The 25,117-nt window shown below is 63.8% G+C and carries 22 protein-coding genes and 1 tRNA gene; 6 read left to right on the forward strand and 17 right to left on the reverse strand.

Going from position 1 to position 25,117, the window contains the following annotated elements:
- Nucleotides 1–149: 149 nt before the first annotated feature.
- Genes CCONF_RS09110 through CCONF_RS09135 form a run of 6 tightly spaced genes read right to left on the reverse strand, consistent with a single transcriptional unit; the run spans nucleotide 150 to nucleotide 7,068 of the window.
- Complete coding sequence (locus CCONF_RS09110) at nucleotides 150–809, reverse strand: SDR family oxidoreductase (protein ID WP_290222908.1); 660 nt, start codon at nucleotides 807–809, stop codon at nucleotides 150–152.
- A 19-nt stretch (nucleotides 810–828) separates the two neighbouring features.
- Complete coding sequence (locus CCONF_RS09115; protein ID WP_290222932.1) at nucleotides 829–2,019, reverse strand: alkylhydroperoxidase domain protein; 1,191 nt, start codon at nucleotides 2,017–2,019, stop codon at nucleotides 829–831.
- Nucleotides 2,020–2,063: 44 nt separating this feature from the next.
- Complete coding sequence (locus CCONF_RS09120) at nucleotides 2,064–3,656, reverse strand: dipeptide ABC transporter ATP-binding protein (RefSeq protein WP_290222938.1); 1,593 nt, start codon at nucleotides 3,654–3,656, stop codon at nucleotides 2,064–2,066.
- Nucleotides 3,657–3,675: 19 nt separating this feature from the next.
- The gene (locus tag CCONF_RS09125) at nucleotides 3,676–4,482 is read right to left on the reverse strand and encodes an ABC transporter permease (RefSeq protein WP_290222945.1); all 807 of its coding nucleotides are present in this window, start codon (nucleotides 4,480–4,482) and stop codon (nucleotides 3,676–3,678) included.
- The gene (locus CCONF_RS09130; protein ID WP_290222947.1) at nucleotides 4,475–5,446 is read right to left on the reverse strand and encodes an ABC transporter permease; all 972 of its coding nucleotides are present in this window, start codon (nucleotides 5,444–5,446) and stop codon (nucleotides 4,475–4,477) included. Before CCONF_RS09130 ends, CCONF_RS09125 begins: the two co-directional genes overlap by 8 nt.
- Nucleotides 5,446–7,068: a TIGR04028 family ABC transporter substrate-binding protein gene (locus tag CCONF_RS09135; RefSeq protein WP_435384074.1), complete on the reverse strand. Its 1,623-nt coding sequence runs from the start codon at nucleotides 7,066–7,068 to the stop codon at nucleotides 5,446–5,448. The genes CCONF_RS09130 and CCONF_RS09135 overlap by 1 nt, the downstream gene beginning before the upstream one ends.
- A gap of 123 nt (nucleotides 7,069–7,191) precedes the next feature.
- On the opposite strand from CCONF_RS09135, the gene CCONF_RS09140 reads away from it, so the two are divergent.
- On the forward strand, nucleotides 7,192–9,015 hold the full coding sequence (locus CCONF_RS09140; RefSeq protein ID WP_290222949.1) for an FAD/NAD(P)-binding protein: 1,824 nt from the start codon (nucleotides 7,192–7,194) through the stop codon (nucleotides 9,013–9,015).
- Here the strand turns inward: CCONF_RS09140 and CCONF_RS09145 are convergent.
- Nucleotides 9,007–10,170 carry a cystathionine gamma-synthase gene (locus CCONF_RS09145; RefSeq protein WP_290222951.1) on the reverse strand — a complete coding sequence of 388 codons (1,164 nt, stop codon included), beginning with the start codon at nucleotides 10,168–10,170 and terminating at the stop codon, nucleotides 9,007–9,009. The genes CCONF_RS09140 and CCONF_RS09145 overlap by 9 nt on opposite strands.
- Nucleotides 10,171–10,320: 150 nt before the next feature.
- On the opposite strand from CCONF_RS09145, the gene CCONF_RS09150 reads away from it, so the two are divergent.
- Nucleotides 10,321–11,322, forward strand: coding sequence for a mechanosensitive ion channel family protein (locus CCONF_RS09150; protein ID WP_290222953.1), 1,002 nt, complete (start codon nucleotides 10,321–10,323; stop codon nucleotides 11,320–11,322).
- Nucleotides 11,323–11,712 carry a globin domain-containing protein gene (locus CCONF_RS09155; RefSeq protein ID WP_290222955.1) on the forward strand — a complete coding sequence of 130 codons (390 nt, stop codon included), beginning with the start codon at nucleotides 11,323–11,325 and terminating at the stop codon, nucleotides 11,710–11,712.
- 143 nt (nucleotides 11,713–11,855) lie between these two features.
- Here CCONF_RS09155 and CCONF_RS09160 read toward each other — a convergent pair whose 3' ends face one another.
- The 10 genes from CCONF_RS09160 to CCONF_RS09205 all read right to left on the reverse strand — a co-directional run bounded on the left by CCONF_RS09160 (nucleotide 11,856) and on the right by CCONF_RS09205 (nucleotide 23,278).
- The gene (locus CCONF_RS09160; protein WP_290222957.1) at nucleotides 11,856–12,620 is read right to left on the reverse strand and encodes an HNH endonuclease signature motif containing protein; all 765 of its coding nucleotides are present in this window, start codon (nucleotides 12,618–12,620) and stop codon (nucleotides 11,856–11,858) included.
- 163 nt (nucleotides 12,621–12,783) lie between these two features.
- Nucleotides 12,784–14,133, reverse strand: a complete 1,350-nt coding sequence (locus CCONF_RS09165) for an IS256 family transposase (protein WP_290222959.1) — start codon at nucleotides 14,131–14,133, stop codon at nucleotides 12,784–12,786.
- A 720-nt stretch (nucleotides 14,134–14,853) separates the two neighbouring features.
- The gene (locus CCONF_RS09170; RefSeq protein ID WP_290222961.1) at nucleotides 14,854–15,582 is read right to left on the reverse strand and encodes an ABC transporter ATP-binding protein; all 729 of its coding nucleotides are present in this window, start codon (nucleotides 15,580–15,582) and stop codon (nucleotides 14,854–14,856) included.
- Between the two features lie 11 nt (nucleotides 15,583–15,593).
- Nucleotides 15,594–16,904, reverse strand: a complete 1,311-nt coding sequence (locus CCONF_RS09175) for an FtsX-like permease family protein (protein WP_290222963.1) — start codon at nucleotides 16,902–16,904, stop codon at nucleotides 15,594–15,596.
- Between the two features lie 223 nt (nucleotides 16,905–17,127).
- Complete coding sequence (locus CCONF_RS09180; RefSeq protein WP_290222965.1) at nucleotides 17,128–17,400, reverse strand: hypothetical protein; 273 nt, start codon at nucleotides 17,398–17,400, stop codon at nucleotides 17,128–17,130.
- Nucleotides 17,401–17,536: 136 nt separating this feature from the next.
- A complete protein-coding gene (locus CCONF_RS09185; protein WP_290222967.1) occupies nucleotides 17,537–18,175 on the reverse strand; it encodes a DUF8185 domain-containing protein in 639 nt (212 codons plus the stop codon).
- Nucleotides 18,176–18,580 (reverse strand): acyl-CoA thioesterase, encoded by a 405-nt coding sequence (locus CCONF_RS09190; RefSeq protein ID WP_290222969.1) that lies wholly within the window; start codon nucleotides 18,578–18,580, stop codon nucleotides 18,176–18,178.
- Nucleotides 18,581–18,602: 22 nt separating this feature from the next.
- Complete coding sequence (gene ettA / locus CCONF_RS09195) at nucleotides 18,603–20,273, reverse strand: energy-dependent translational throttle protein EttA (protein WP_290226375.1); 1,671 nt, start codon at nucleotides 20,271–20,273, stop codon at nucleotides 18,603–18,605.
- A gap of 134 nt (nucleotides 20,274–20,407) precedes the next feature.
- Nucleotides 20,408–20,992 (reverse strand): single-stranded DNA-binding protein, encoded by a 585-nt coding sequence (locus CCONF_RS09200; RefSeq protein WP_290222971.1) that lies wholly within the window; start codon nucleotides 20,990–20,992, stop codon nucleotides 20,408–20,410.
- A 201-nt stretch (nucleotides 20,993–21,193) separates the two neighbouring features.
- A complete protein-coding gene (locus CCONF_RS09205; protein WP_290222974.1) occupies nucleotides 21,194–23,278 on the reverse strand; it encodes a bifunctional copper resistance protein CopD/cytochrome c oxidase assembly protein in 2,085 nt (694 codons plus the stop codon).
- A gap of 73 nt (nucleotides 23,279–23,351) precedes the next feature.
- Between CCONF_RS09205 and CCONF_RS09210 the strand changes: the two genes are divergently transcribed.
- The 3 genes from CCONF_RS09210 to CCONF_RS09220 all read left to right on the forward strand — a co-directional run bounded on the left by CCONF_RS09210 (nucleotide 23,352) and on the right by CCONF_RS09220 (nucleotide 25,116).
- Complete coding sequence (locus CCONF_RS09210; RefSeq protein WP_290222976.1) at nucleotides 23,352–24,290, forward strand: LysR family transcriptional regulator; 939 nt, start codon at nucleotides 23,352–23,354, stop codon at nucleotides 24,288–24,290.
- Between the two features lie 82 nt (nucleotides 24,291–24,372).
- Nucleotides 24,373–24,445, forward strand: a tRNA-Arg gene (locus CCONF_RS09215).
- Between the two features lie 38 nt (nucleotides 24,446–24,483).
- Nucleotides 24,484–25,116: a hypothetical protein gene (locus CCONF_RS09220; RefSeq protein WP_290222979.1), complete on the forward strand. Its 633-nt coding sequence runs from the start codon at nucleotides 24,484–24,486 to the stop codon at nucleotides 25,114–25,116.
- Nucleotide 25,117 lies beyond the last annotated feature (1 nt).

Consider the following 25,117-nt stretch of genomic DNA (forward strand, 5'->3'; position numbering starts at 1 on the left):
CGGCTCAAATCCACCACCGGCGCCGTGGTGCGCACAAAGGTGCCGCCGGTGCGTCCGCGATAGCCAGGTACGCCGGTTTAGAACTGGGCTGGTTAGTCACAAATTAAGTTTAGCGCATGAATCTGCCCGAGTTGCTCGACCCACGCGGCCTACTCCACGCGCGGGCGCACCTGAATTTCGGTCAGCTGCGTGGTCGGGCCGGCGTCGACGACGGCGCGGATAGCGCGGGCTACCTCCACCGGGGCGATGACCTCTTCGCGGTTGTAGTCGGTCAGCCCCTGCAGCATCTCGGTATCGGTGGGCCCCGGCGCGACGGTGCTCACTCGGATGCCGTGCTCCGACTTGCGCAGCCCGTCGGCCAAGGCGTAGAGCGCGTGCTTGGTGGCCGCATAGACCACGTTGTCGCCGAAGCCGCCGCGGCCGGCTCCCGAGTTGATGAAGACCACGGTCCCGCCGGCCTGCTGCAGGGCCGGCAAAAGGCGCTGGGTCAGCATGGCTGGGGCCACCACGTTGATGGACAGGTGGCCTTCCCAGTCCTCCCGGCTGGCCGATGCCACCGAGCGCCGCTGCGCAATCGCCGCGGCGTGGACCAGCACGTCAACGCGGTCTAGATCCGGCAGGTCGAAGTCCTCGGTCAGGTCCGCGCGCACGCAGGTCACGCCGGGGCTTTCCAGCTCCGTCAGGCGCTCGGCGTTGCGGCCGATGGCCACGACGTGGTGGTCGCGGGACAGGTCCGCGACGATCTCGCGGCCCATCCCGCCGGTGGCGCCGGTGACGACTGCGGTCTTGGTCTGTTCTTGGTTAGTCATGCCGGCCAGTCTAGGCGCTCTAGCGGAAACGCCGGGGCACGTCCGGGGTACCCAGGGTCAGCATCAGGCGGTTCGCCCAGTTAAAGAAAGACGAGGAGTAGATAACGTCCAGGACCGCCTGGTCGTCCAGGCCCGCCTTCTGCAGCGCGTCGACGTGCTCGGCGCCGAATTCGAGCGGGGTCCGGCTAATGGCCACCGCGGCATCCCGGATGGCGGCCCAGTCCGCCCGCCCCAAATCGATGTCGGCGCCGTCGTCGAGGAGGCGGTCGATGGTCTCTCGGTCGCCGCCCTCGTCGACGTAGCGCTGCTGGTGCACCGACGCGCAGTACTCGCAGCCGTTGAGGCGCGAGACCACCGTGGCGGCCAGCTCGCGCTCCGCGCGCCCCAGCCCGCCGTCGGTGTTGTAGAAGATGTCCAGGTCCGTCAGGGTACGGGCCTTAAGCGCGGCGGGGTCGCGGGCCAGCAGGCGGAAGTAGGGCTGCTCGATGCGCTCCGGCTTGATCAGCGCCTCGCGCTGCTCCTCGGTGAAGTCTTCCTTGCTCAGCCCCGGCACCCAGGGCTTCCAGCCCAGCGCGTGGTTGACAAAGCGGCCCGGGTGGACCACCTCGGGGGTCTCTACCCCACCGGTGACCTCCCAGCCGGGTCGCTCCTGCGGGGTATCTACCACGGCCCCCGGCGCGGCCGGGGCCTCGCCGCCCAGCACCGCGATGCCGCGCACCACCCGCAGCTGGAAAGCCAAAAAGCTAATCAGCTGCGCCAAGCTGACCATGCCGGTCGGCCCCCACCCGCTGGCGTCCAGGTGGCCGATGGTCGCCGGATCCGCGTCCTTCGGGTGGAAGACCAACAGGTGCGCGAAGTCGAAGGCCGCGCCCAGGCGCTCGCCCAGGCCTTCGAATGTGCTATGCCCCCCGCCCGCATAAGGACCGCGGTGCTGTCCAGCCTCGATGGCCTCCTTAACCGGGGCGAGAAGCTCCTCGTCTTCGTCGCCGAGCAAGTCCAGGTAGAACTCCGCCGGGCAGCCGGCCTGCGTAATCCCGGCCACGAAGGCGGCCACGGCGTAGCGCTCCGCCTGGCTAAACTCGCCGGCCTCCGCCGGCTCGAGCAGGGCCTCGAAGCTCAGTTGGGCGTTCTCGCGAGCCGCTGGGCGGGCGTTGCGCAGCTGGCTCACCTGCGTGTTAGTCTGCGCCAGCTCGTCGATGATATCGGTCATTATTTCTCCTCTGTTCTTCGCTTCTTCTTGCTGCTTCTTCGCCTTTACAGGCCCAAGTTTAGGTCGCCGCCCCGGTAGCGGGAGCCGGGGATGGCCTCGATGAGCCGACGGGTGAGATTCGCCTGCGGGTTGGTAAAGACCTGGGCGGTCTGGCCGTATTCGACCTGCTGGCCGGAGCTCAGCACGCTGACGGTGTCGCTGACCTGATTGACCACGGCCAGGTCGTGGGAGATGAAGATATAGGTCAGCCCCAGCTCCTGCTGCAAGTCGTCGAGCAGGCGCAGGATCTGCGACTGGACGGTCACGTCCAGGGCGGAGACCGCCTCGTCCAGGACGACCAGCTCCGGCTCGATGATCATGGCCCGCGCGATCGCCACGCGCTGGCGCTGCCCGCCGGACAGGCGCGCGGGCAGGCGCTGGCCCATGTCTGGGTCCAGGGCGACCAGCTCCATGAACTCGCGCGCGGCCTCCCGTGCCCGCGCCCGCTTCATCCCCCGGAAGTTGACCAAGGGCTCGGCGATGGTATCCGCGATGGTCCGCCGCGGATCTAGCGAGCTATACGGGTTCTGGTAGACCAGCTGGACCTGGCGGCGGGCTTCCCGCCGGCCGGCCGCATCCAGCTCGGTCAGCTCGGTCCCGCCCAGCCGGATGCTGCCCGCGGTCGGCTGGTTGAACATCGCCACCGACCGGCCGGTGGTGGTCTTGCCGGAGCCGGACTCCCCCACCAGCGCGTGGGTGGTGCCCTTGGCCACCTCGAAGCTGACCCCATCGACGGCGGTGAAGTCGCCGAAGCGCTGCACTAGACCGTCGACCCGCAACAGCGGCTCCTCCCCGGCGGCGACCGGGGAGGCCTGCTGCCGGGTGAAATCGGCGGCAGTTAGGGAGGGGGCATCGGCGAGCAAGCGCTTGGAATACGGGTGCTGCGGGTCGGTGAGCACCGTGGCCGCCAGGCCGGATTCGCGGACCTGGCCGGCCTCCATCACCACGATCTTGTCCGCGCGATCGCCGGCCACGGCCAAGTCGTGCGTGATAAACAGCAGGCCCAGGCCGAGCTCTGCGCGCATGTCGTCCAGCAGGTCCAGGATGGTTTTCTGGACCGTCACGTCGAGGGCGCTAGTAGGCTCGTCGGCGATGATAAGCTCCGGCTCCAGCGCCACCGCCGCGGCGATGAGCACGCGCTGCTTCATGCCGCCGGACAGCTCGTGCGGGTACTGGTGGTAGCGGCGCTCCGGGTCATCGATGCCGACCCGCTCCAACAGCTCCAGCGCCCGCGCGCGCCGACCGGCGCGGCCGTGAATCTCCATGCCCTCTTCCACCGCGGCGCCAATGGTCTTCAGCGGGTTCAGGGAGTTGTTGGGGTCCTGCGGCACCAGCCCGATGTGGGCGCCGCGGATGCCGCGCCATTGCTTGCGGTTAAGCCCGGTCAGGTCGCGGCCCTGGAAGGTCACGGAGCCGGCATCGACGGCCGCGTTGTCCGGCAGCAGGCCCAGGATGGACAGCGCCGAGGTGGACTTGCCGGAACCGGATTCGCCGACGATGGCGGTCATCTGGCCCGGCTCCACCTCAAGGTTCACGCCCTGGACCGCCGGGGAGCCGTCGTAGGAGACGTTCAAGTCAGTAACAGTTAATAGTGACACGAGTTCTGCTCCTTGTGTTTTAGGCCTGCGCCCGGATGTTGCGGGAGAGATGGTTGGCGGCCATGACGACGGCGACAATCGTCAGGCCCGGGATGACAATCAGCCACCAGGCCGTGGCCATGAAGTCGCGGCCCTCGGCGATGATGAGCCCCCACTCCGGCGTGGGCGGCGGGGCGCCGTATCCCAGAAAGCCCAGGATGGACAGCTGCAGGATGGCGGAGCCGAACTGCAGGGTCGCCAGGGCCACCACCGGGGTCAGCGAGTTGGGCAGGATGTGGCGCACCATCACCTGCAGCGGGCGCGCGCCCGAGCCGTAGGCGGCCTCGACGTAGTCCGCCCCGGCCACGCTGATGACCTGGGATCGGGCCAGGCGCGCGAAGGCCGCGATGCTGGTGACACCGACGGCCACCGCCGCCTGGACGGAGCCGAAGCCCAGCACGATGATGATGGACAGCGACAGCAGGATGCCCGGGATGGACAGCAGCACGTCGACCACGCGCATCAGGACCGTGTCCACCCAGCCGCGCAGGCTGCCGGCGAGCACGCCGATGATCGTGCCGACCACCAGGCCGACGGCCACGGCGATGAAGGCGCCGACCAGGGACTGGCGGGCGGCGTAGACGACGCGGGCGTACAGGTCGCGGCCGACGGCGTCGGTGCCGAACCAGTGCTCGCTACTTGGCGGCAGCAGGGCGACGTCGGTGCCCGCGTACGGGTCCGCGCTTGCCAGCAGGCCGGGCCACAGCGCCGCGAGGGCGGCGATGACCAGCACGAGGATCGCCACGAGCGAGGTCGGGCGCGTCCAGAGATTGCGGGGCTTAGACATGGGTCTTCCTTCCTGCCGCACGGGCCGGGGCCTTCTGGCCCCGCAGGCGGACGTCCAGGACCGGGTACAAAAGGTCCACGACCAGGTTGATAATCACGTAAGCGGCCGCGGCGATAACCACCACCGCCATCAGCACCGGGGTGTCCCGGTTGGCCACGGCCTGGGCGGTCATCTGCCCCAGGCCGGTGCGGCCGAAGACGGTCTCGGTGACCACGGCGCCGCCGACCAGCTCTCCGAAGAGCAGCCCGACCATCGTCAGCGCCGGGAGCAAGGAGTTGCGCAGGACGTTGCGCCAGAAGATCCGGGCCTCCGAGGCCCCGCGGGCGCGCACCGCGTTGACAAAGGGCTGGCCCTGCGTCTGCTCGATGGAGCGGATGAGCACCTGCGTCAGCGGCGCGGAGATGGGCACCGCCAGCGTCAGCGTGGGCAGGATGAGCCCCTCGATGCTGCCCGGCTCAATCACGCGCACCCAGCCCAGCTGGAAGGAAAAGAACTGGATGAGCAGGATGCCCACCCAGAAGCCCGGCAGGGAGACCAGCAGGGAGGGCAGCCCGCGGAAGAAGGAACCGATCCACCCCAGGCCCGGCAGCGTCGCGGCGAAGGCGACCAGCAGGGCGATGATGACAGAGACCACGATGGCCGAGGTCGCCAGCGCCAACGTGTGCGGCAGCGCGTCCGCAATCAGCGTGGCCACCGGCGCGCCGGACTCGGTGGAATTGCCGAACTCGCCGACCAGGAACCCGCCCAGCGAGGTAAAGAACTGGACCCACAGGGGCTTATCGATGCCCATCGAGTCCCGGATCTCGTCAATCTCGGCCTGTGACAGGCCCAGCGCCGGGTCACCGAAGCGGGACTGCACGGCATCGGACGGCAGCGCGGACAGCAAGAAGAACGCGACCGTGTAGGTAATCAGCAGCACCAGCAGTGCCTGCCCGAGACGGGCCAAAATCTGCTTTCCGGTCATTAGTTAATCTCCTCCACCTCGTAGAACCAGGGGCGTGCGACGGCCTCCGGCCGGAAGCCTTCCACGCCCTCGGCGACCGCGTAGACCTGCGGCTCCTCGAACAGCGGCAGCGCGTAGGCCTTCTCCGTGATGTAATCCTGGGCTTCCTGGACCGCCTGTTCGCGCTCCTGGGTGCCAGTGACGGAGACGACGCGGTCGAGCAACTGCTCCAGGTGGGCGTCGATGGGCTCGCCGGCGGAATCCTGGTTGAGGAAGGCGTCGCGGTTGTTGATGCTGTAGAAGGACGTAATCGCGTCGTAGTCGGCGCGCGCGACCATGGAGTGGTACAGCTGCACCTTGTCGATGTCCTTGGCGTCCGCGTTCTGCGTGGCCTGGTCGCCGGCGTTAATCTCCACGCCGATGCCGAGCTCACCCAGCTGGTCCTGAACCATCGTCATGACCTCCTTGGATCGCGGCTGCGGCAGCGCCGTGTTCGAGCGCAGCACCAGGCGCTTGCCGTCCTTGGTGAGGATCCCGTCCGGGCCCGGTTCCCAGCCGGCTTCTGCCAGCAGCTCGCGCGCCGTGTCCGGGTCGTAGGCGTAGGCATCACCCTGGTCCTGGTAGCCCAGCCCGGTTTCGGCCACGGTGGAGGTGGCCAGCGGGTAGGCGTCGGAGAAGAGCACGCGCAGGATTTCCTGCCTGTCGATGCCGTGGATAATCGCCTCGCGCACCCGCTGGTCTTGCAGCAGCGGGTGGTCGAAGCGGAAGGCCAGCTGGTTGTTCATCGAGTTGGTGCCGCGGGTGACGATGTTGACCCCGCGGGATTCCAGCAGGCCCTCCTGCGGCGCCGAAATCTGGCGGGCGATATCCGTCTGGCCGGACAACACCGCGCCGGTCCGCACGGATTCCTCGGCGGCCAGGATGTAGTGCACGCCGTCGATGGCGGCCCGGCCCTGGTGGCGCACTTCGGGCGGCGCCCAGTCGTAGTCCTCGCGGGTCTTTAACACCAGGTCGGTGCCGATCTCCTCGTGCTCGACCACGAAAGGGCCCGAGCCGATGACGTTGCGCGCGTTGCCGGGACCGAAGCCTTCGTTGTCCAGCTTGAGCGACTCGTCCGAGAGCAAGCCCGCGTTATAGGAGGCGGTGGCCTGCAAAAAGCCCGGTGAGGGGGCGGAGAAGTGGAAACGCACGGTGTCTTCGTCGATAACCTCGCCGCGCTCGTAGTTGGAAATCTGCTCGGAGGCGGTCAGCGTGCGGTCGCTGTCGCCCAGCCCGTAGAGATCGAAGTTCGCCACCACGTTCTCCGCCGTCAGCGGGGATCCGTCGGAGTAGGTCACGTCCGTGCGGATATTGAAGGTGTATTCGGTGGCGTCCTCGTTGACTTCGGGCAGCTCCGTGGCAATCCAGGGAGAAAGTTCCAGGGTCTCCGGGTCTTGGTAGAGCAGCCGGTCGGTGAGCTGGTTGACCACGCCGCCGTTCGGGTAGAAGCCGGCGGCCGGCGGGTAGAGAGTGCGGAAGAACTGCGGCTCCAGGTACGTCAGGACGTTGTCGGAGCCGCCGCCTTCCCCTTCCGGCGCGGTGGCGCACCCAGCGGCCAGCGCTGCCACGGCGACTAGACTGGTGAGGGTTCTGAGTAGTTTCACGGTGATGATACTTCTTCGGGGTTAGTTCAACTTTTAACTTGTCTGCGAATTTAACACAGTTTAGACCGTTTAGTATCATTACTGTAGACCAAATAGTCTATTTTATTCTCTCGTCTCAGAAGGATGAAGACATTGTCAGCACCGTTAGCCGTGGCCATCGTGGGGATGGGCCCGCGGGGAATCTCCGTCATTGAACGCCTCGCCGCCCACCTGCACGAGCACCCCTCCACCCCACCTATCACCCTGCACCTCATCGACGACGCCGAGCACGGCGCCGGCCGCATCTGGGAGACCGACCAGACCCGCACCCTGTGCATGAACACCCTGGCCGGCGCGGTCACCCTGTTCACCGAGCCGGAGTCCACCCTCACCGCCCCGGCGCTGGAAGGCCCCATCCTCTACGAGTGGATCCAGATCCTGCGCGGCGACGACCCGGCCGCGGCCGGCATCAGCGAGTCCAAGGTGGAGCTGTTCCGCCAGTTCCCGCCCACCGTCGACCGCGCGTTTGCCACCGAGCTCGACGAGTCCCGCCCCGAGTCCCACCCCTCCCGCGCCCTCTACGGCGCCTACCTGCGTTGGGTGCTGACCGTCGCGCTGGCGCAGCTGCCCGATGAGGTCCAGGTGGTCCACCACTTCAGCCGCGCTACCGGCATCGCCGACGCCGGAGACCACGACATACTGACCCTGGCGGACGGTTCCCAGGTCACCGCCAACAAGACGGTGCTGGCCTACGGCTGGCAGGTGCCGGCGGCTAACGACGAAGAGCAGCGCCTAGCCGCCGCCGACCTCAACTGGGTGCGCCCCGACAACCCCGTTGAGCAGCCCGTCGAGGAAATCCCGGCCGGCCAGAAGGTGCTCGTGCGCGGGCTCGGTATGGGCTTCTTCGACGTCATGGCACTGGTGACCATCAACCGCGGCGGCGAGTTCGTCGCCGACGACTCCGCCCGCGGCGGCCTGCGCTACCAGCCGTCCGGCCGCGAGCCCCAGCTGGTTGTTACCTCCGGGCGCGGCTACCCCTACCTGCCGAAGTCCCAGTACCACTCCCTGCCGCCGAAGGCCAACCTGTCCCGCTTTAAGGCGGCGCTGGCGGACTTGGGCGACGACTTCGACTTCGGCGCCGAGGTCCTGCCCGCCCTAGTCCGCGACGCCTACGCCGCCTACTACCCCGAGCGCGCCGCCGAGATCGATGCCGCCGAGCTACACGACGACACCCTGCCCTCCCTGGCGGCCGAGCTCACCGCGGCCTTGGACTGCGAGTTCCGCCTCGACTACTGGATGAACCCGCTGGCCTCCTACGACGGCGACGACCCGACCGGCTTCATCGCCGCCGGGCTCGAGCGCGACATCGCCGAGTCCCAGGCCGGGCGCGACTCCCGTCTCAAGGCCGCCCTGGGGGCGATTTCTGCGGCGCGCAAACCCGCCTCCATCGCTGGCTCGGAAGGCCGCATGAGCTGGCACTCGCGCACGAGTTCCTACCGCGAATTCATGGCCTTTGGCCAGATGATTGGCTCCGGCCCGCCGCTGTTCCGCACCCAGCAGCTGCTCGCGCTCATCGATGCCGGCCTGGTCACCTTCTTAGGCGATCACCCGCACCTGGAAATCGGCGAAGAATTCACCCTACGCACCCGCTTCGGCGCCGCCAGCTCCGACTGGCTCGTCGACGCCTGGATGCACCAGCCCGACGTGCGCCACGCCGTCGACCCGATGTCGGTGTCGATCCAGGCGCGCACGCGGCCCTTCTACGACCACGGGCACCCGACGGGCTCGCCGGAGACCACGTGGCAGCGCCGCACCGTCCACCCCGATGACACGGTGGACGAGCGGCTGCACATCATCGGCATCCCCACCTATGCCCAGTGGCCGGACACCACCATCTCCCCCATGCCAGGCACCGATCCCCTGATGCTGCAGGAGACCGACCGCACGGCCGGCGACCTGCTAGCTTAGGGCGTCCAGCGCCTGGGCGAGGTCGGCCAGCAGGTCGGCCTCGTCCTCAATGCCAATCGACAGGCGCACCATGTCCGCCGGCGGCACCAGCTCGGAGCCTTCCGCCGAGGCGTGCGTCATCTTCTGCGGGTGCTCGACCAGGGACTCGACCCCGCCCAGCGACTCCGCCAGACAAATCAGGCGCGTGTTCAGGCAGAACTGCTCCGCGTGCTCAGGGTTGTGGAAGCGCACCGAAAGCATGCCGCCGAAGCCGCGCATCTGGCCCGCGGCCGTCGCGTGACCCGGGTGGTCGTCCAGCCCCGGGTAGTAGACCTGGCCGACCTCGGGGCGGGCGGCCAGGTATTCGGCGACCGCCTGCGCGTTGGAGCAGTGGCGCTCCATGCGCACGCCCAGGGTTTTGATGCCGCGGGCGGTGAGGTAGGCATCGAAAGGCGAAGACACCGCGCCGACGCAGCCCTGGAAGTACAGGAGGCGCTCGTCCACTTCGGCATCGTTAGTGATGACGGCACCGCCGAGGACGTCGGAGTGGCCGCCCAGGTACTTGGTGGTCGAGTGCACCACATGGTCCGCGCCCAGGGCCAGCGGGTTTTGCAAATAGGGCGTGGCGAAGGTGTTGTCCACCACCAGCGCGGCGTGCTTTTTCACTTCCGCGACGGCGGCGATATCCGTGACCGACAGCGCCGGGTTGCTGGGCGTTTCCAGCCAGATGATCCGGGTGTTGTCACGCACGGCGGCCGCGACCTCGTCCGGGTTGGTCGTGTCCACGACGCTCAACTGAATGCCCCACTCCCCAAAGTCGTGGTGCAGCAGGCGGTAGGTGCCGCCGTAGGCGTCGTTGCCCAGGATGACGTGATCGCCGGGGCGGGCCAGGATGCGGATGAGCGTGTCGATGGCCGCCATGCCCGACGAGAACACGCGGGCAAAGCTGGCGTCCTCCAGGGCTGCCAGGGTCTGCTCCAGGGAGCGGACCGTCGGGTTGGCCACGCGGCCGTATTCGAAGCCGCCGCGCAGCTGCGCGAGGCCGTCCTGCGCAAACGTCGTGGAGGCGTAGATGGGCACGTTGATGGACCCCATGTGTCCGTCCGGGTGGTAGCCGGCGTGGATGGCGCGGGAAGTAAATCCCTGGGCGAGGTCTTGCTTCGTCTGCTGCGTCATGCCACCCAACCCTAGACCAAGCTGTCCACTTTTGGCCCGCCGCTGCCGCCCTTTTATTCACCACCTGCCCTGTGCCGCCGGACCCATCGCTGCGCCCCGCCCGGCCGCGGTTACTACAATCGAAGCCGAGTCAACAAGGAAAGAGAGTGCATGAGTCTCACAGTGTTAGCTAGTTCCGCCAGCACCACTGCCGTCGACACGGTCAGCAATTGGTGGGAGGACGAACAGGTCCGCTCGTGGGTCATCGAACGCCCCGTCAAGATCGTGGTCATCCTGCTGATCGCCATCGTCTCGCAGTGGGTGCTGCGGCGCGTCATCAACAAGCTGGCCAGCAAGGCCGCGCAGACCCCCAGCGGCACCGCCATCCCGCGGCTGCCCCTGACCGTTAAGCCCACCAAGGCGCAGCGCGAAGAGGAAAGCCGCCAGCAGGCCGCTATGAACCGCAGCCAGGAGAACCGGCGCAAGTCCCGCATCAAGACGCTGGCCGGGGTCAGCAAATCGGCCGTGGGCATCGTCATCTGGAGCTTGGCCGCCCTGCTCATCCTGGACCAGCTCGGCGTTAATATCGCGCCGCTTATCGCTTCGGCCGGTGTGGTTGGTGTCGCCCTTGGTTTCGGCGCGCAGTCGCTGGTCAAGGACTTCCTGTCCGGTGTCTTCATGCTGCTGGAGGACCAGTACGGCATCGGCGACACCATCAACGTGGGCGAGGACATCATCGGTGACGTCGAGGACATCACCCTGCGCGTGACCAAGGTACGCGACATCGACGGGACCCTGTGGACGGTCCGCAACGGTGAGATCCTGCGCATCGGCAACTTCTCCGATCACTACGCCATCTGCCGCCTGCAGATCCCCGTTGGCCTGTCGAACAACGCGAAGGAGGCCTGGCACGTCATCGAGGCGGCCGTCGCCGAGGCGGTCAAGGACCCAGCCATCAAGAACGAGGTCATCGACGACCCCGTCCTCAATGGCATCTCCGCCTGGGAGCCGGACTACATCTCCTACCGCATTTCCATCAAGACGATGCCCGGCCAGCAGTGGCACGTCCAGCGTCACGCCCAAGCGCACATCCTGGACGCCATGCAGGCAGCCGGCATCTCCACCCCGTACCCCTACGGCGTGGGCATCATGCGGAAGGCGGACGAGAGCTAAATGCAGCCCAGCAGCGTTTACGATGCCATCGGGGGCGAGGAAACCTTCCGCCGCCTGGTCGCAGGTTTCTACGCCCGCGTGCGCGACGACGACATCCTAGCGCCCATGTACCCGGCCGATGACTTCGACGGCGCCGCGCAGCGATTGCAGTGGTTCCTCGCGCAGTATTGGGGCGGGCCCGCCGAGTTCAACGCCAACCGCGGCGCCCCGCGTCTCCGGATGCGGCATGTGCACTTCCCCATCGATTCCGCCGCCGCCCAGCGTTGGCTGGACCTGATGGGTGCCTCCCTGGACGACATCGATGAGGAGACCATCCCGCCGGCGTACCGCGCGATGATCTGGGATCACATGCAGCGCGTCGCCGCGATGCTCATCAACCGACCGGATTAGCTTTTCGGCACGCCGAGTAGGCGCTACGGAGTGATTTCCGTGGCGCTTTTTCTTGTGCCTTTGCTTGTTATCCGGCAGTCGCGGGGTTTGGTTGACTTTGTTGTTTCTTTCCCTCGGCTGACCCCCGTGTCAGCCGTTGGCCGTTAGGGCCCGCTGCTCCAGGGTGGGTCCCAGGTGACCCTGCCGTGTCTTCGGTTGATCCTGCCGTGTCTGGGGTAGGTCGGGTCGTCGTCGTTCCAGGAATTGTGGAACTCACACAACAAGGTGAGGTTTTCTTGGTTGGTTTCTCCGCCGTCTGCCCAGGAGTGGATGTGGTGGACTTGGCACTCGTCGGCGGGTTTGCGGCAGTTTGGCCAGGCGCACCGGGTGGTTTCGGCTTTGGCCATGTCCTTCTGTTTCGGCGAGGCGTGCCGTTGGTAGCGGTATTGGTTGACCGGCCCGCGCCTAGGATCCACCAAGGTGGCCAGGCCCGCATCCAGTGGGCTTTGGCGGATGTAGTCGGCACCGGTCATGGTGGTGCCGTTGCTGAGCTGCACGGTGATCTCGTCGCCGTCACCTGACAGGATGCGCACCCAGTCGGGCAGGGAGATCACCACGTGGGTGGTCTTGGGTTGCTTTTCGAGGCCGCCGCTGAACAAGGCTTCGACGTCGGGGATGGTCTTGATTGATGCCCAGAGGTTTTCTACCAGCTGCGGGTCCCCGGTAATAGAGAAAGTACTGGGGCCGTTTTTGCGGCGGGTCACGCGTATTCCTTCGGCGGGTGGGGTCGGGCGGTTGAGCTGGAGTACTTTTTGGTTGGCCAGGCGGCGCAGTTGTGTGGTGGTGCCGGGTGTGTTGCACAGTTGGATGAGCATGGCCCAGGCGTCGTTCTGGTTGCGTACTCGGCGGAAGGCGTTGTCCAACACCACGAGGGTGTCTAGGTGGTGGCCGGATTCGGCGGCGGCTTGGCGGGCGGCGGCTTGCTTTTTCGTAGAGGACGTTTTCCCGAAGAAGGTCTGGCAGGCACGAAAGTGCGCGGCGGCGGCAACATCGGACAGAGAGTGTCCGATTGTTTGTGTGCGGGGGCTTGGTTTACAAGTAGTCCGCGAATCGGTTGGGGTAAGCCACGGCTAGTTGGTTGATGGCTTGTTTCCACCCGGTGGCTTTCGCTCCTTCAATATAGCCGTTGCACTCAATGTTGCGCTTGGCTTTCTTCGCCCGCTGGGCAGCACGCTTGTCTTCGATGTTGCAGATCATCAGCCACAGCGTCTTCAGTGCTGCGGTATCGTTCGGGAATTGGCCCCTGTTACGGGTAGCTTTACGCAGTTGCGCGTTGAGTGACTCGATCGAATTGGTGGTGTAGAGCACTCGCCTGGCCGCAGGCGGGAACTGTAGAAACGGCACGAACCGCTCCCAGGCGTCGCGCCAGACTTTGACCGACTGGGGGTATTTTAGGCCCAGTTCACTGGCCTCGAAAGCATCCAGGTTGGCGCGTGCGGTGTCCTCATTGGTGGCGGTGTAGACCTCACGCAGCGCGCGGGAGACAGATTTGCGGTCCTGATAAGACACCCACCGGTTCGCAGCTCGAATCAGGTGCACAATGCAGGTCTGCACCATGGAATTCGGCCAGGTTGCCTCCACGGCTTCTGGCAGGCCTTTGAGCCCGTCGCAGCAGACGATGAACACGTCCTGGACCCCGCGGTTGGCCAGATCTGCGCACACCGATGCCCAGAATGCGGCGCCTTCATTTTCAGCGATCCACAATCCCAGGATGTGCTTGATGCCGTCCATGTCGACACCAACCGCCATGTAGCAAGCCTTGTTGACCACGCGGTGGCCGTCACGGATCTTCACGCGTAGGGCGTCGAGGAAGATCACTGGGTAAAACTCGTCGAGCTGGCGGTTTTGCCAGATCATGACCTCTTCCAAGACCGCATCGGTAATGGTGCTGATCGTATCGGGGCTCATATCCACCCCAAGGGTGGTCGCGAGATGATGGCAAATATCGCGCACTGTCATCCCGCCGGCATACAGCGAGACGATCATGTCGTCGAGCTCTGTGAGCCTGCGTGCGCCCTTGGGCACCATGCGGGGAATAAACGTGCCGGCACGATCCCTGGGCACAGTTACTTCCACCGCGCCGTATCCAGAATTGACGGTCTTGATGTACGACCCATTGCGGTGGTTATTCTCCTGTGAGGTTTCGACCTGGGCTTTGGCGTTGCGGTCGGAATGGCCGTAGCCCAAGTGCGCATCCATCTCCGCCTTAAGACCAGCGTTGATCGATGCCTGCAACAGGCCTTTGACCAGCTCGCTTGCATCATCAGCGGAAGCCGACAGCTCGCTGATCAAGCTGGCGACCTCAGGGTTTTCCATCAGCTTCTCGCTGATCTCGTTGACCCTCGCCGGGTCATGGCTTTTCTTCGGTGACACCGTAGTCATTATCGGTGAAACTCCTTCTAGATCAGAGCCTCACACACAAACTTCCTGACACCCTCGACCTGACCAAATTGGGCGAGGATTCATACGCACACATCTTCAACCTCGGCAAACTTCCCAACCTCACTGATCTTCCAGTATGAAAAGTTTGCGATCACCACACTCAAACGACCGATACCCCACATCGCCCAGCAAAAATCCATTATCCAAGCAGTTAAAAAGACCCTCTACTTTACCAGATAACCCCTACACCACACAGGCCACCCACTACAATGCTGCTCAAGCTTGGCAGCTAATGGATAGCTACCGCGGCCTGGCATTCAAACTGACTTTTCCAAGAGAGGCATATGTCACGATGTTGGCAAGATGCACCATTTCTGATGGAGTGAATCCGGCCATTCGGACGTTGGGTAGGATTTCGGTTGAAATCCTACCCAACGCTGAAACTTTCATAGGCACATCGAACTAAACATTCATGAATCATGACCAAAACACAACCAATTACTCCGTCTACGGCGGTTTTCCATTCACGGCAGAACCTAACTGGTGCGCCCCAAGAACAACTCTTAACGCCGTTTGTCCGTCGCCAATTGGGTAGCGCTAACACATATTAGCCCGTTAAAAATCGCATTCTAACCGGTAGCTCATTTATATATACTGATCCACCGAATACCAAGAAAAATTCCCTCATATTGACTGTTCTCACAAATCAATGACTGAACATTACCTTCTTCTTTGGTTTCCTAAAGCCTCAAATAGATCCTCTGCCGTTGGATCATTAATCTTTCTTACCAGCGCTCCGTCGGACAAGACAATGACGCGTTGAGCCTGAGCTGCTACTTCCAAGTCATGGGTCACCATTACAACTGCGGTACCTTGGCGGCTGAGATCCGAAAGTTCTTTCATCACTAGAGCGCTCGACTTCGAATCCAGAGCACCCGTCGGTTCATCCGCAAATAGCACGCGTGGCCTGACTGCTAAGGCCCTAATAATCGCTACACGCTGACGCTGCCCTCCCGAAAGCTGAGCTGGATAGTAATTCTTCCGGTCAGCCAACCCGAACTTCTCAAAAAGACTGGTCAGCTCACTCTTTCTCATCTTCTTAGAAACGAATCGCAAACCTAACTGGACGTTTTCCCACGCTGTCATCGAGTCCACCAAGTTGTAATCTTGGAAGATGAAACTAGCATTTTTTCGGCGGACCTCACTTCGCTTATTCCTGGAGGCAGCCACCAAATCAAAACCACACAGAAAGCTTTGCCCAGAGTCAGCTTGCTCAAGTCCGGAAATGCAATAAAGAAACGTCGACTTGCCAGATCCCGACGGACCGACAATCGACACGAATTCGCTCTCAGCAACGGAAAAATCAATACCCTTGATTACTAGTTCGCGCTCTTTCCTATTGATTGAGAACGACTTCTGCAGATCCCGGGTTTCAATAATAGTATTCATTTCTTCTCCTTTTAGCGTGCGATAGCAGTCATATTGAGCGTCTTTGTTTCCTGAAGAGTCGGAAGGACGATGGATATTGCCAATAGTGAAAATCCGCCTATAAGCAAAAAGTATGTTTCGTTGCCCACCCATGCTGGGCCTGCGCCAGGGACGGGACCATTACCCAACGCTGCTCCCATAGCTAGAGCATTGGTACCTAAGATCATCGTGGAGATCACGACCGCTGACAGAAAATAGATCAAGCATTCAAAGACAGCCGACCACCGAATAGAAGAAGTGGTAGCACCCAAAGTTTGCAGCAAAGCAACATCATGCCTTCTCCACTCGTTGGTGAGATAGACAGCTATCACTCCCGCAAATGCGGCGACAATGACGGGAGCACCGAAAATCAAGACAATCTGGCTGGTAGGGCTAACTTGAAGGTCAGACTCACTTGCCCCCGAGGCCATCATAATATTCTTAGTTTGATTAACCATACCGAAGATACAACCCACCGAAGCCGCAGCAACTACAAGGGGCGTGATCACTGATGTAGACAACGTAGCGCGTCGACGAGCAGTAGTTCGGGCAAGTACCCAACTATCTAAAAAGTTCAACGGCAGTAACCACCCAATTAGGCTGACAACTGGGCGGATAACAACCCGATCAGATATGCCGTAAGCCAACAATAGCCCAAGCCCAATACCCCAATATGACGAGAGTAGGCCACCGAGGCGCTCCATATCATCAATTGGCGACGTAGAGGCAATACTAATGTATCCAACAAGTAATCCACTCAAAATAAACATGGAGGCTAGAAGGCGGACAATTCCGCGAGAAGAAGCTTGCTCAGGGATATCCATGACCGCTTCCACCGGCTCAACCTTTCTCAGCTTTCCCGTCCCCAAGAACAACGCTAGAACCAACACCACAAAAGATGCCCCAGGTCCAAAACTCCAGGCCCAACCAGACAACGGTTCAGATAAACTAGGTAACATTAGGAACCCGGTATGAGCGATAATATCGCCGAAAGTTGGCCATGACAGAAAAGCTAAAATACCTCCGACGAAAGCACCCACCAGAGCACTCATAGTAGCTATCCCGATATATCGAAACCTCGCGCTTCGGGGAGAAGCTCCGATCACCTGCCAAAGGGCAATACGACGCGAATCACGACGGATAGCAACTTTCACAACAGAAGGAAGACACATCAGCACTGCCAGGCATGTCAACGCAATCTGAAGCCCACCCATCGCGGAGAACTGCTCACCAGCATCTGTCTCAGAGGCTTGCGCACCGACAATTGTCATCCCTAGGGAAAGAGAAAGCATCCACGAAGCCACCGAAGTCAGTATTAGCATCGATACAGACACTGGCTTAAGATCTCGAATTTCCTTAAACAAGAATTTTACTCACTCTCTCACGAACCTGGCAATCGCATAAAAAGTATATAAAAAGTACGCTGCGGCGAACAAAAAACTTAGCCATCGAACAACTTTCAAAGAAATACTTTCTTCGTTCATCACCTCCTTAATTCCAAGCAGCATAGCTAACCCCCCGACGTGTCTACTTTCCGGGGGTCAGGCCCAACACCGCGAGGGTGTCTAGGTGGTGGCCGGATTCGGCGGCGGCTCGGCGGGCGGCGGCTTGCTTTTTCGTAAAGGCCGTCTTCCCGAAGAAGGTCTGGCAGGCACGAAAGTGCGCGGCCGCGGCAACATCGGACATGACAGCCTTGAGGGCAGGCAGGCTGAGTTGGCGGCATAGGTCCAAATACTGGATCCCGTCCGCGAAGATGGCGTGCGCTGCTTTCACAGTGTCCAAGGCTGTCGTTGCTGTCATGGCTCACACGCTAGAAGCACGCGTCAACCCCCACAAGGGCACAAATTCGCGCCTGTGGATAACTCCGCCGCCCGAATGCAATAGTGAACACTCGGGAACCGCAGCCTGTGGAAAACTAGAACTTCCTAGAACAAGGCTAGAACAAGGATAGCCGGTTGGAGTGGTAGACAGTACCGAAGGGCGCATCGAGGCGTACCCAGCGGCCCTTCGCCGCGACGCGTAGGTGCCGCGGGACGTCGGTGGGCGCGGAGAAGCCGGGGATGAGCCCCAGACTGGTGCAGGCGAAAATCACGCGCATGGGCACCTCGACCTGCTTGCCATGGCCCTCGACGGTGACCACGGTCTGGTTCATCAGGCTCGACGGCGGGCCCAACGGTCCGGAGAACTGGCGGGCTAGGGCCTGGCCGGCATCGGCAAGCTCGCGCACGACTTCTACCGGCAGGTGGTCCAGCAGCCGGAAGCCGTCCATCGGCGGTAGCGCGCCCGGCCAGACGGGATCGCGGGCCGGGCCCAGCTCCAGCTTGCCGGCGGCGTTGTGTTTCAGCAGCTCCTGCTGCAGCAGATAGGCGGAAACCACGGCCCCGTCGCGGGAGACTTTCCCCTCCACGCGGCGCGAGACGACGACCTCGAAAGGCGTGGTGATGAAGACATCGACCTCGTGCTCCGTCAGCTGGCGCAGCCGCGCCGAGCACCCGCCATCAACGCCGATCGCCCGACTCACCAGCACCTGCAGCCCCTTGCCCCCGTTGCGCAGATCCAGCGACTCGTTCGGCACCTACTCTTCCCCTACCTGGGTGAGGATGTCGCGCTCGGCATCGCTAAGCGGGCGGGGGCGCTGGGTCTCTAGATCCACGGCGACCTGTACGCATTCCACCACGCAGGCGACCCGGCCGTTCTTGTCCTTGATCTCCTGGCGTGTGGTCAGGGAGCTGTTGCCCAGTTCGACGACCTGCGTCTCGACCACCACGGAGGTGGTGCCGCGCGGCTCGATGGGCAGGCGGAAGTCCAAGTCCAAGTGTCGCACGAAAGCTGCGAATTCGTGCCCCTGCGAGTAGAACTTGTCTTCCGCGAACGCCAGCCGCGCTTCCTGTGCGAGCTCGACGTAGTTCGCGTTCATCAAGTGGCCATAGCGATCGAAATCCGACCAGCGGACCGGTACCTCGTGGGTGTGGATGGACATCCTGCTCCTTTAACTGCGTTGTCTAGCGGGTCAGCTTGCGGTGGGTCACGCGCGACGGGCGGGCGGCTTCCTCGCCGAGGCGCTCGACCTTGTTCTTCTCGTAGTCGCCGAAGTTGCCTTCGAACCAGAACCACTTGCCCTCTTCGACGTTGCCTTCCCACGCCAGGATGTGGGTACAGGTGCGGTCCAGGAACCAGCGGTCGTGGGAGATGACCACGGCGCAGCCCGGGAACTGCTCGAGGGCGTTTTCCAGCGAGCCGAGGGTCTCGACGTCGAGGTCGTTCGTCGGCTCGTCCAGGAGGATCAGGTTGCCGCCTTCCTTCAGGGTCAGCGCGAGGTTCAAGCGGTTGCGCTCACCGCCGGAGAGCACCTTGGACGGCTTCTGCTGGTCCGGGCCCTTGAAGCCGAAGGCGGACAGGTAGGCGCGCGAGGGCATCTCGTTCTGGCCGACGTGGATGTAGTCCAGGCCTCCGGAGACGACCTCCCAGACGGTGGCCTCGGGGTCGATGTTCTCACGGTTCTGGTCCACGTAGGACAGCTTGACGGTGTCGCCGACCTCCACGGAGCCCGCGTCTGGCTCTTCCAGCCCGACGATGGTCTTGAACAGGGTCGTCTTGCCCACGCCGTTCGGGCCGATAACGCCCACGATGCCGTTGCGCGGCAGCGTGAACGACAGGTCCTTGATGAGCACGCGGTCGCCGAAGCCCTTGACCAGGTCCTTGGCCTCGACAACCTTGTTGCCCAGGCGCGGCGGGGTGGGGATCTGGATTTCTTCGAAGTCGAGCTTCTTGTACTTCTCGGCCTCGGCAGCCATCTCCTCGTAGCGCTCCAGACGGGCCTTGTTCTTGGCCTGGCGGGCCTTCGCGCCGGAGCGCACCCAGGCCAGCTCGTCCTTCAGGCGCTTGCGCAGCTTGGCGTCCTTCTTGCCGGCGACCTCGAGGCGCTCCTGCTTCTTTTCCAGGTAGGTCGAGTAGTTGCCCTCGTACGGGTAGAGCTTGCCGCGGTCGACCTCGCAGATCCAGCCGGCGACGTGGTCCAGGAAGTAGCGGTCGTGGGTCACGGCCAGCACGGCGCCCGGGTAGTCCTGGAGGTGCTTTTCCAGCCACTGGACGGACTCGGCGTCCAGGTGGTTGGTGGGCTCGTCGAGCAGCAGCAGGTCCGGCTCGCTCAGCAGCAGCTTGGCCAGTGCGACGCGGCGGCGCTCACCACCGGAGAGGTTGGTGACCGGGGCATCGGACGGCGGGCAGCGCAGGGCCTCCATGGCCTGCTCGATCTTGGAGTCGACCTCCCAGGCATCGGCGGCGTCGAGCTCTTCCTGCAGCTTGCCCATCTCTTCCATAAGCTCGTCGGTGTAGTTGGTGGCCATCTCTTCCGCGATCTGTTCGAAGCGCTGCTTCTTCTCGAAGATGTCGCCGAGGCCCTCCTCGACGTTCTCGCGGACCGTCTTCTCCTCGTTCAGCGGCGGCTCCTGCTGCAGGATGCCGACGGTGGCGCCCGGATCCAGGAAAGCCTCACCGTTGGAGGGCTGGTCCAGACCGGCCATGATCTTCAAGATCGAGGACTTGCCGGCGCCGTTTGGCCCCACGACGCCGATCTTGGCGCCCGGGTAGAAGGCCATGGTGACATTGTCCAGGATGACCTTGTCTCCGATAGCCTTGCGCACGTTTTTCATCGTGTAGATGAACTCGCCCATCATTCCCCTTTTCGTCCATTGGGTTAGGTTTTTATCACCACAAACACTACCGCAAGTTGCCCGGTGGCTACCCCTTAAGGCAAGGAACCCGCCGGCACCGCAGGGCGCCGACGGGTCGTGAAGTAGCTGGCGGATTAGCTCAGGACGCTGCGCGCGCTGGCGGCGGCGCGATCACCCGCGGTATCGGTGGCGGTATCCCCCTCTCCGTTGCTATCGTCCCCGGATTCCGCAGACTCCGCGGCTTGTGCCGGCTCCGGCTGCTTGGGCGCGGATTTCGACAGGTCCTTGTCCACCGGGTAGTCCAGGACGCTCTCGCCCGGGATCTCCACCCCGGCGGCGTTGGTGACGGTTTCGATCTTGCGGGCGCCGATAACCCAGCGGTTCATGTCCAGGCCCAGCCATGAGGCCTTCAGGTAGATGCGGCTGCGGGCCTCGCCAGACTCAGTAGTCCACTGGCTGGTCACCAGCGAGCCAACGGCGATAATCGGCATCCCCTTTTGCAGGGTGATGCGGCAGGACTGGGCCAGCTGGCCCCAGACCTCGACGTCCATGAACAACAGGTCGGAGTCTTTCCAGGTGTCGGTGGACTGGGTGGAGTTATCGCGCACGCGCCGCGAGGAGGCGACGCGCAGGTTGGTTTTCATGGTGTCGTCGTTGAACTTAACGAGCTGTGGGTTATGGGTCAGGTGGCCAAAAACGGTGATGGACAGTTGTGACATCTCGGATTAATTCCCCTCGAGCAAATAGTGTTTTTCGCGCCCCGCGGTCGCGGGCCGCTGGTGGCCATGCTCGCCGAGGCGGCCGTGGCTGTAAACCGGCGCCGGCCGTACCTGTGGATAAACCCCGCCCCCACGGCGAGAAATATACCTATGGTGGGGACTGAGTGACATCGTTAAGCGCTATGAGCTCTGGTGAGGTGCCTACAACTGCCGGAACCGACTAATGTCACCATCCTCGCTCAGCCCGGCCAACATGCGGTTGTACTCCTCCAAGTCGGCGTCGTGGTCCACATCCGCCTTCGCGTCGTGGCGCGCGGCGGTGTTGCGATCCTCGCGCAGCCAATCGACAAAGAGCTTGCCGAAGACGATAACCAGCGGGAACTGCCCAAAGCCCCAGGCGATGCCGCCGCCCTCGCGCTGGTCCGCCAGCAGGTCGATATCCCACGGCAGGTTCAGGGAGTTGTAGAACTCCTCACCCAAGATGGCGTTGAGCTGCATGAGGTAGACACCCATGTAGAGGTGGACCGGCATGGACAAAAACAGCACGAACAGGCGGATGTGCACCGGCGCGCGGTTCGGCAGCGGGTCCGGGCCGATGACCTCCCAGAAGTAGAGGTAACCGGACAGCAGGAACATCCAGTTCATCAGGACGTGGCCGGCGTGCTCCGAGATGGCGATCTCGTAGAAGTCGAAGGACAGGTAGATGGCATAGAAGACCACCAGGAACTGCAGGAGGTTCACGGCCGGGTGGGTGATGGCGCGCAGGATGCGCGACTTCGTCACCGCGACGGCGTAGTCGTGCAGGCTGGGCCGGCCCGGCCGCCCCACGGGGAAGGCCTCCATGAGGAGGGTGAGCGGCGCGCCGAGTACCAGGAACAGCGGGATGACCATGGACAGGACCATGTGCCCCAGCATGTGCGTGGAGTACATGGCCGGGAAGTACAGGCCGATGCCCGTCGACATCACGACGGTCATGCCCAGCGCGCCGAGCATCCACCAGGTGGTGCGCATGGGCGACCAGCTCAGCCCGATCTTGCGTAGCCGGTAGAGGGCGTAGATATACAGCCCCGCCAGCACCAGGCCGATGACCCCGAACATGATGTCAAAGCGGAAAAAGGTCCACACGTTCCAGAAGGTGGGGCGCTCGAAGAGCTCGTAGCCCAGCTGGATCTGCATGGCGTTCAGGTTGGGATCCCGCGGCGGCGGGGGCGGCGTGCGGCCCATGGTGATGGCCACGCCGACCGTGGCGGCCATGACGGCCACCTCCACCACCGCCACCCGCAGGAACAGCCGCGGGCGCTTGTCCAGCTGCGGGATGGTCAACTGGCGGTGGACAAAGCCCAGAAAGGCCAGCACGACCAGCAGCACGGTCTTGGTGGTGATGATCAGCCCGTAGCGGGTGGTCAGCCAGTCCGACCACTCCACGCGGATGGCGGCGTTGACCACGCCGGAGGCGGACATCGCCAGCGCGGCGACGAGCGCGAGCGTGGAATAGCGGCGCACCGCCTGCCCCATCTCCGGACCCAGGCGCCGGCCGTGGGCGATGAGCGCCATGAGGCCGCCGACCCAGAGCACCACGAATAACAGGTGCCAGAGGTAGGAGTTGGTGCCGTAGTCGTGGTCTCCACCGGAGGCCGAGTGCCCGTCGAAGCCCAGGGGAACCACCATGGTGATCGACAAAAAGAGCAGCACCGGTTGCAGGGACCACTGCTGGCTGAACAGGGTCAGCACGCCGACCAGCGCCGCGATCACCGCGGTCGCCAGCCACGCCTGGGCGGTGGCCACCTGGGACAGCGCCAGGCCCAGCATGTCGGGGCTTAAGACCTGGACGAAGGGCGTGCCGGAGACATCCGACATGACCAGCGGGATTTCCAGCAGCGAGACGATGGCCACGACGAAGGAGGCAAACATGCCGGTGCGGGCGGCGAGGTGACCGTCGACGGTCAAGGGGGCATCGATAAGCCGTTCGTTGTCCCCCTCCGGCACGGCCGGGGAGATTAGGAGCGCCGAGGTCAGGTAGGAGCCCACGGCCAGGGCCATGAGCATCCAGGCCGCACCCCGGAACGCCGGCAGGCCGATGGTGGTCAGACGGCCCGGATCGGGAATGCCTAGGGCCTGCAGCGAGTCGGCCAGGAAAAACATCGAGATGAACCCTCCGACCACGCCGGCGAAGACCGTGGCTGCCGCGTAAATACCCCAACTGGATCGCACCTGCTGGATGCGGTTACTGGGGCTAGGCTTCTTCGTCGCATCCGCATCCGCGTCGGTGGCGTGGCTGAAAGACATGCCGCTATTCTACTTCGGCGACGTTTCCATAACGAAAATGATTAATGGTCTATTTTCTGGCACGATGGGATTTATGGATTCTCGTCAGCTGCACTACTTCCGCAGCGTGGTTGACCACGGCGGATTCACGCACGCCGCGGCGGCGATGGAGATGACCCAGCCCTCGCTGAGCCTATCCATCCGCAAGCTCGAAGACGAGCTCGACATCCAGCTGCTCAACCGCAGCCGCGCCGGGGTCACCCCGACGGACGCCGGAAACTACGTCTACAAAACCGCGGTCAAGCTCGACGCCCTGCTCAGCCAGACCATCCAGCGCATTAGGGAAATGGCCGGCGGGCTGGCCGGGGCCGTCTCGGTGTGCTCGGCACCCGAGTTCAACTGGACCGTCATGCCCGCCGTCCTGCACCAGATGCTGCAGGAGGCCCCCGACGTGGAGGTCTACGTCGAAGACCCCTCCCCCAGCATCACGCTGGAGCGGGTCCTGGACGGCACCGTCGACGTCGGCCTGCTGCCAGTCACCGACCCGACCGCGGTCGCGCGGCGCTTCTCCCGCCAGCTCGACGTCGTCGAGTTCGCCCGCTTCCCCTGGGTGGTCGGCCTGCCCGAGCGCCTGACCGACCTGCCGGATCCGGTCTCGCTCTACGACATCCGCGACGAGACTTGGGTGGTCGTGCCCCGCAACCCGGAGTTTATCGGGCTCACGGAGCTGCTGGACGAGCTCTGGGCCGACCACCCCGATGCCGTGCCCGCCCGCCGGCAGGAAATATCTACGCTCCAGACCGCCATCCCGCTGGTCGCCGGTGGGCTGGGGGTTGCGCTTTTCCCGGAGACCGCCCGCACGTTCAAGTCCGAAGGCATCCACTACCGCCAGCTCAAGGAGGAGCTGCCGATGATGAGCGGCATCCTGCTCACCCGGCGCGACGCCGACCTTTCGCCGGCCACCCAGCGGCTTATCGAGCTGGTCAAGAAGGTCGGCAAGCAGCGCGCGGACAACGGTGCGGCGACCAGCTAGCGGGCCGTGTGTCTCCGGCGCCGGGCCGGTCGAGTAAAATCTGTCCTGCACTGCGCGGCAGCGCGGCGCCTACCCCTTGTTAGCCCCTATAGCTCAGTGGATAGAGCAGCGGGTTTCTACCCCGCGTGTCCCGGGTTCGAATCCTGGTGGGGGCACCGCTTTCTCCCGCCTGAGCGGGACTAAAATGGCAGCCATGGACATCACCCTGGCTACTTTCTCCCACTGGCCCACCGAACTGGCCCCGCCGGGCCTGCGCTTCGATAACTGCTACCCGCCCGCCGCGGACTACCCCTCGGCCCGCAACGCGGTGCTGACCGGGCAGTACCCGCAGCGCCGCGCGCGCTACCGCATCTCCGACGTCTTCGCCGACGCCGGCTGGCGCGTCACCGAGGGGGCAGAGCCCGCCCAGCCGGGCGAGAACGTCTTCCGCCTGTGGGAGGAGCCGGGCTCGCTGCCGGATACCGGCGTCGTGGCCGTGGCCACGCTCAGCGATTCCCCGGGGCCCATGAGCATCTTCTGGCCCGGCGTGGCCGAAGGCGGCACCTCCCAGGAGCTGGTCTCCCCCATGGATCTCGCGCCCACCTTGGCGGCCATCGCGGGCTTGGACGTGCGCCCGAACGCGCGCCTGTCCTTCGACGGGCTCAACCTCATCCCGGTCATCCGCTACGGGGCCTCCGGGCACGCCGCTCTCTTTTTCGACAACGGCATCCGGATGCAGGACGCCAGCCTCATCGACGGGCACGCCAGCAAAGAATCCCGCCGGGCGGCCCTGCAGGAAGAATGGGATACCTGGCGGGAATTCATGGACTTCGGCCCGCTGCAATAGC

It is taken from the genome of Corynebacterium confusum, from assembly GCF_030408715.1.
In the GTDB taxonomy this organism is placed as follows: domain Bacteria; phylum Actinomycetota; class Actinomycetes; order Mycobacteriales; family Mycobacteriaceae; genus Corynebacterium; species Corynebacterium confusum.

What these genes read in the sequence shown, in the direction of transcription:
- CCONF_RS09110 (WP_290222908.1), bottom strand. Translation starts at nt 809, where the DNA reads ATGACTAACCAAGAACAGACCAAGACCGCAGTCGTCACCGGCGCCACC.
- CCONF_RS09115 (WP_290222932.1), bottom strand. Translation starts at nt 2,019, where the DNA reads ATGACCGATATCATCGACGAGCTGGCGCAGACTAACACGCAGGTGAGC.
- CCONF_RS09125 (WP_290222945.1), bottom strand. Translation starts at nt 4,482, where the DNA reads ATGTCTAAGCCCCGCAATCTCTGGACGCGCCCGACCTCGCTCGTGGCG.
- CCONF_RS09130 (WP_290222947.1), bottom strand. Translation starts at nt 5,446, where the DNA reads ATGACCGGAAAGCAGATTTTGGCCCGTCTCGGGCAGGCACTGCTGGTG.
- CCONF_RS09140 (WP_290222949.1), top strand. Translation starts at nt 7,192, where the DNA reads ATGAAGACATTGTCAGCACCGTTAGCCGTGGCCATCGTGGGGATGGGC.
- CCONF_RS09145 (WP_290222951.1), bottom strand. Translation starts at nt 10,170, where the DNA reads ATGACGCAGCAGACGAAGCAAGACCTCGCCCAGGGATTTACTTCCCGC.
- CCONF_RS09150 (WP_290222953.1), top strand. Translation starts at nt 10,321, where the DNA reads ATGAGTCTCACAGTGTTAGCTAGTTCCGCCAGCACCACTGCCGTCGAC.
- CCONF_RS09155 (WP_290222955.1), top strand. Translation starts at nt 11,323, where the DNA reads ATGCAGCCCAGCAGCGTTTACGATGCCATCGGGGGCGAGGAAACCTTC.
- CCONF_RS09165 (WP_290222959.1), bottom strand. Translation starts at nt 14,133, where the DNA reads ATGACTACGGTGTCACCGAAGAAAAGCCATGACCCGGCGAGGGTCAAC.
- CCONF_RS09170 (WP_290222961.1), bottom strand. Translation starts at nt 15,582, where the DNA reads ATGAATACTATTATTGAAACCCGGGATCTGCAGAAGTCGTTCTCAATC.
- CCONF_RS09180 (WP_290222965.1), bottom strand. Translation starts at nt 17,400, where the DNA reads ATGACAGCAACGACAGCCTTGGACACTGTGAAAGCAGCGCACGCCATC.
- CCONF_RS09190 (WP_290222969.1), bottom strand. Translation starts at nt 18,580, where the DNA reads ATGTCCATCCACACCCACGAGGTACCGGTCCGCTGGTCGGATTTCGAT.
- ettA (WP_290226375.1), bottom strand. Translation starts at nt 20,273, where the DNA reads ATGGGCGAGTTCATCTACACGATGAAAAACGTGCGCAAGGCTATCGGA.
- CCONF_RS09200 (WP_290222971.1), bottom strand. Translation starts at nt 20,992, where the DNA reads ATGTCACAACTGTCCATCACCGTTTTTGGCCACCTGACCCATAACCCA.
- CCONF_RS09205 (WP_290222974.1), bottom strand. Translation starts at nt 23,278, where the DNA reads ATGTCTTTCAGCCACGCCACCGACGCGGATGCGGATGCGACGAAGAAG.
- CCONF_RS09210 (WP_290222976.1), top strand. Translation starts at nt 23,352, where the DNA reads ATGGATTCTCGTCAGCTGCACTACTTCCGCAGCGTGGTTGACCACGGC.
- CCONF_RS09220 (WP_290222979.1), top strand. Translation starts at nt 24,484, where the DNA reads ATGGACATCACCCTGGCTACTTTCTCCCACTGGCCCACCGAACTGGCC.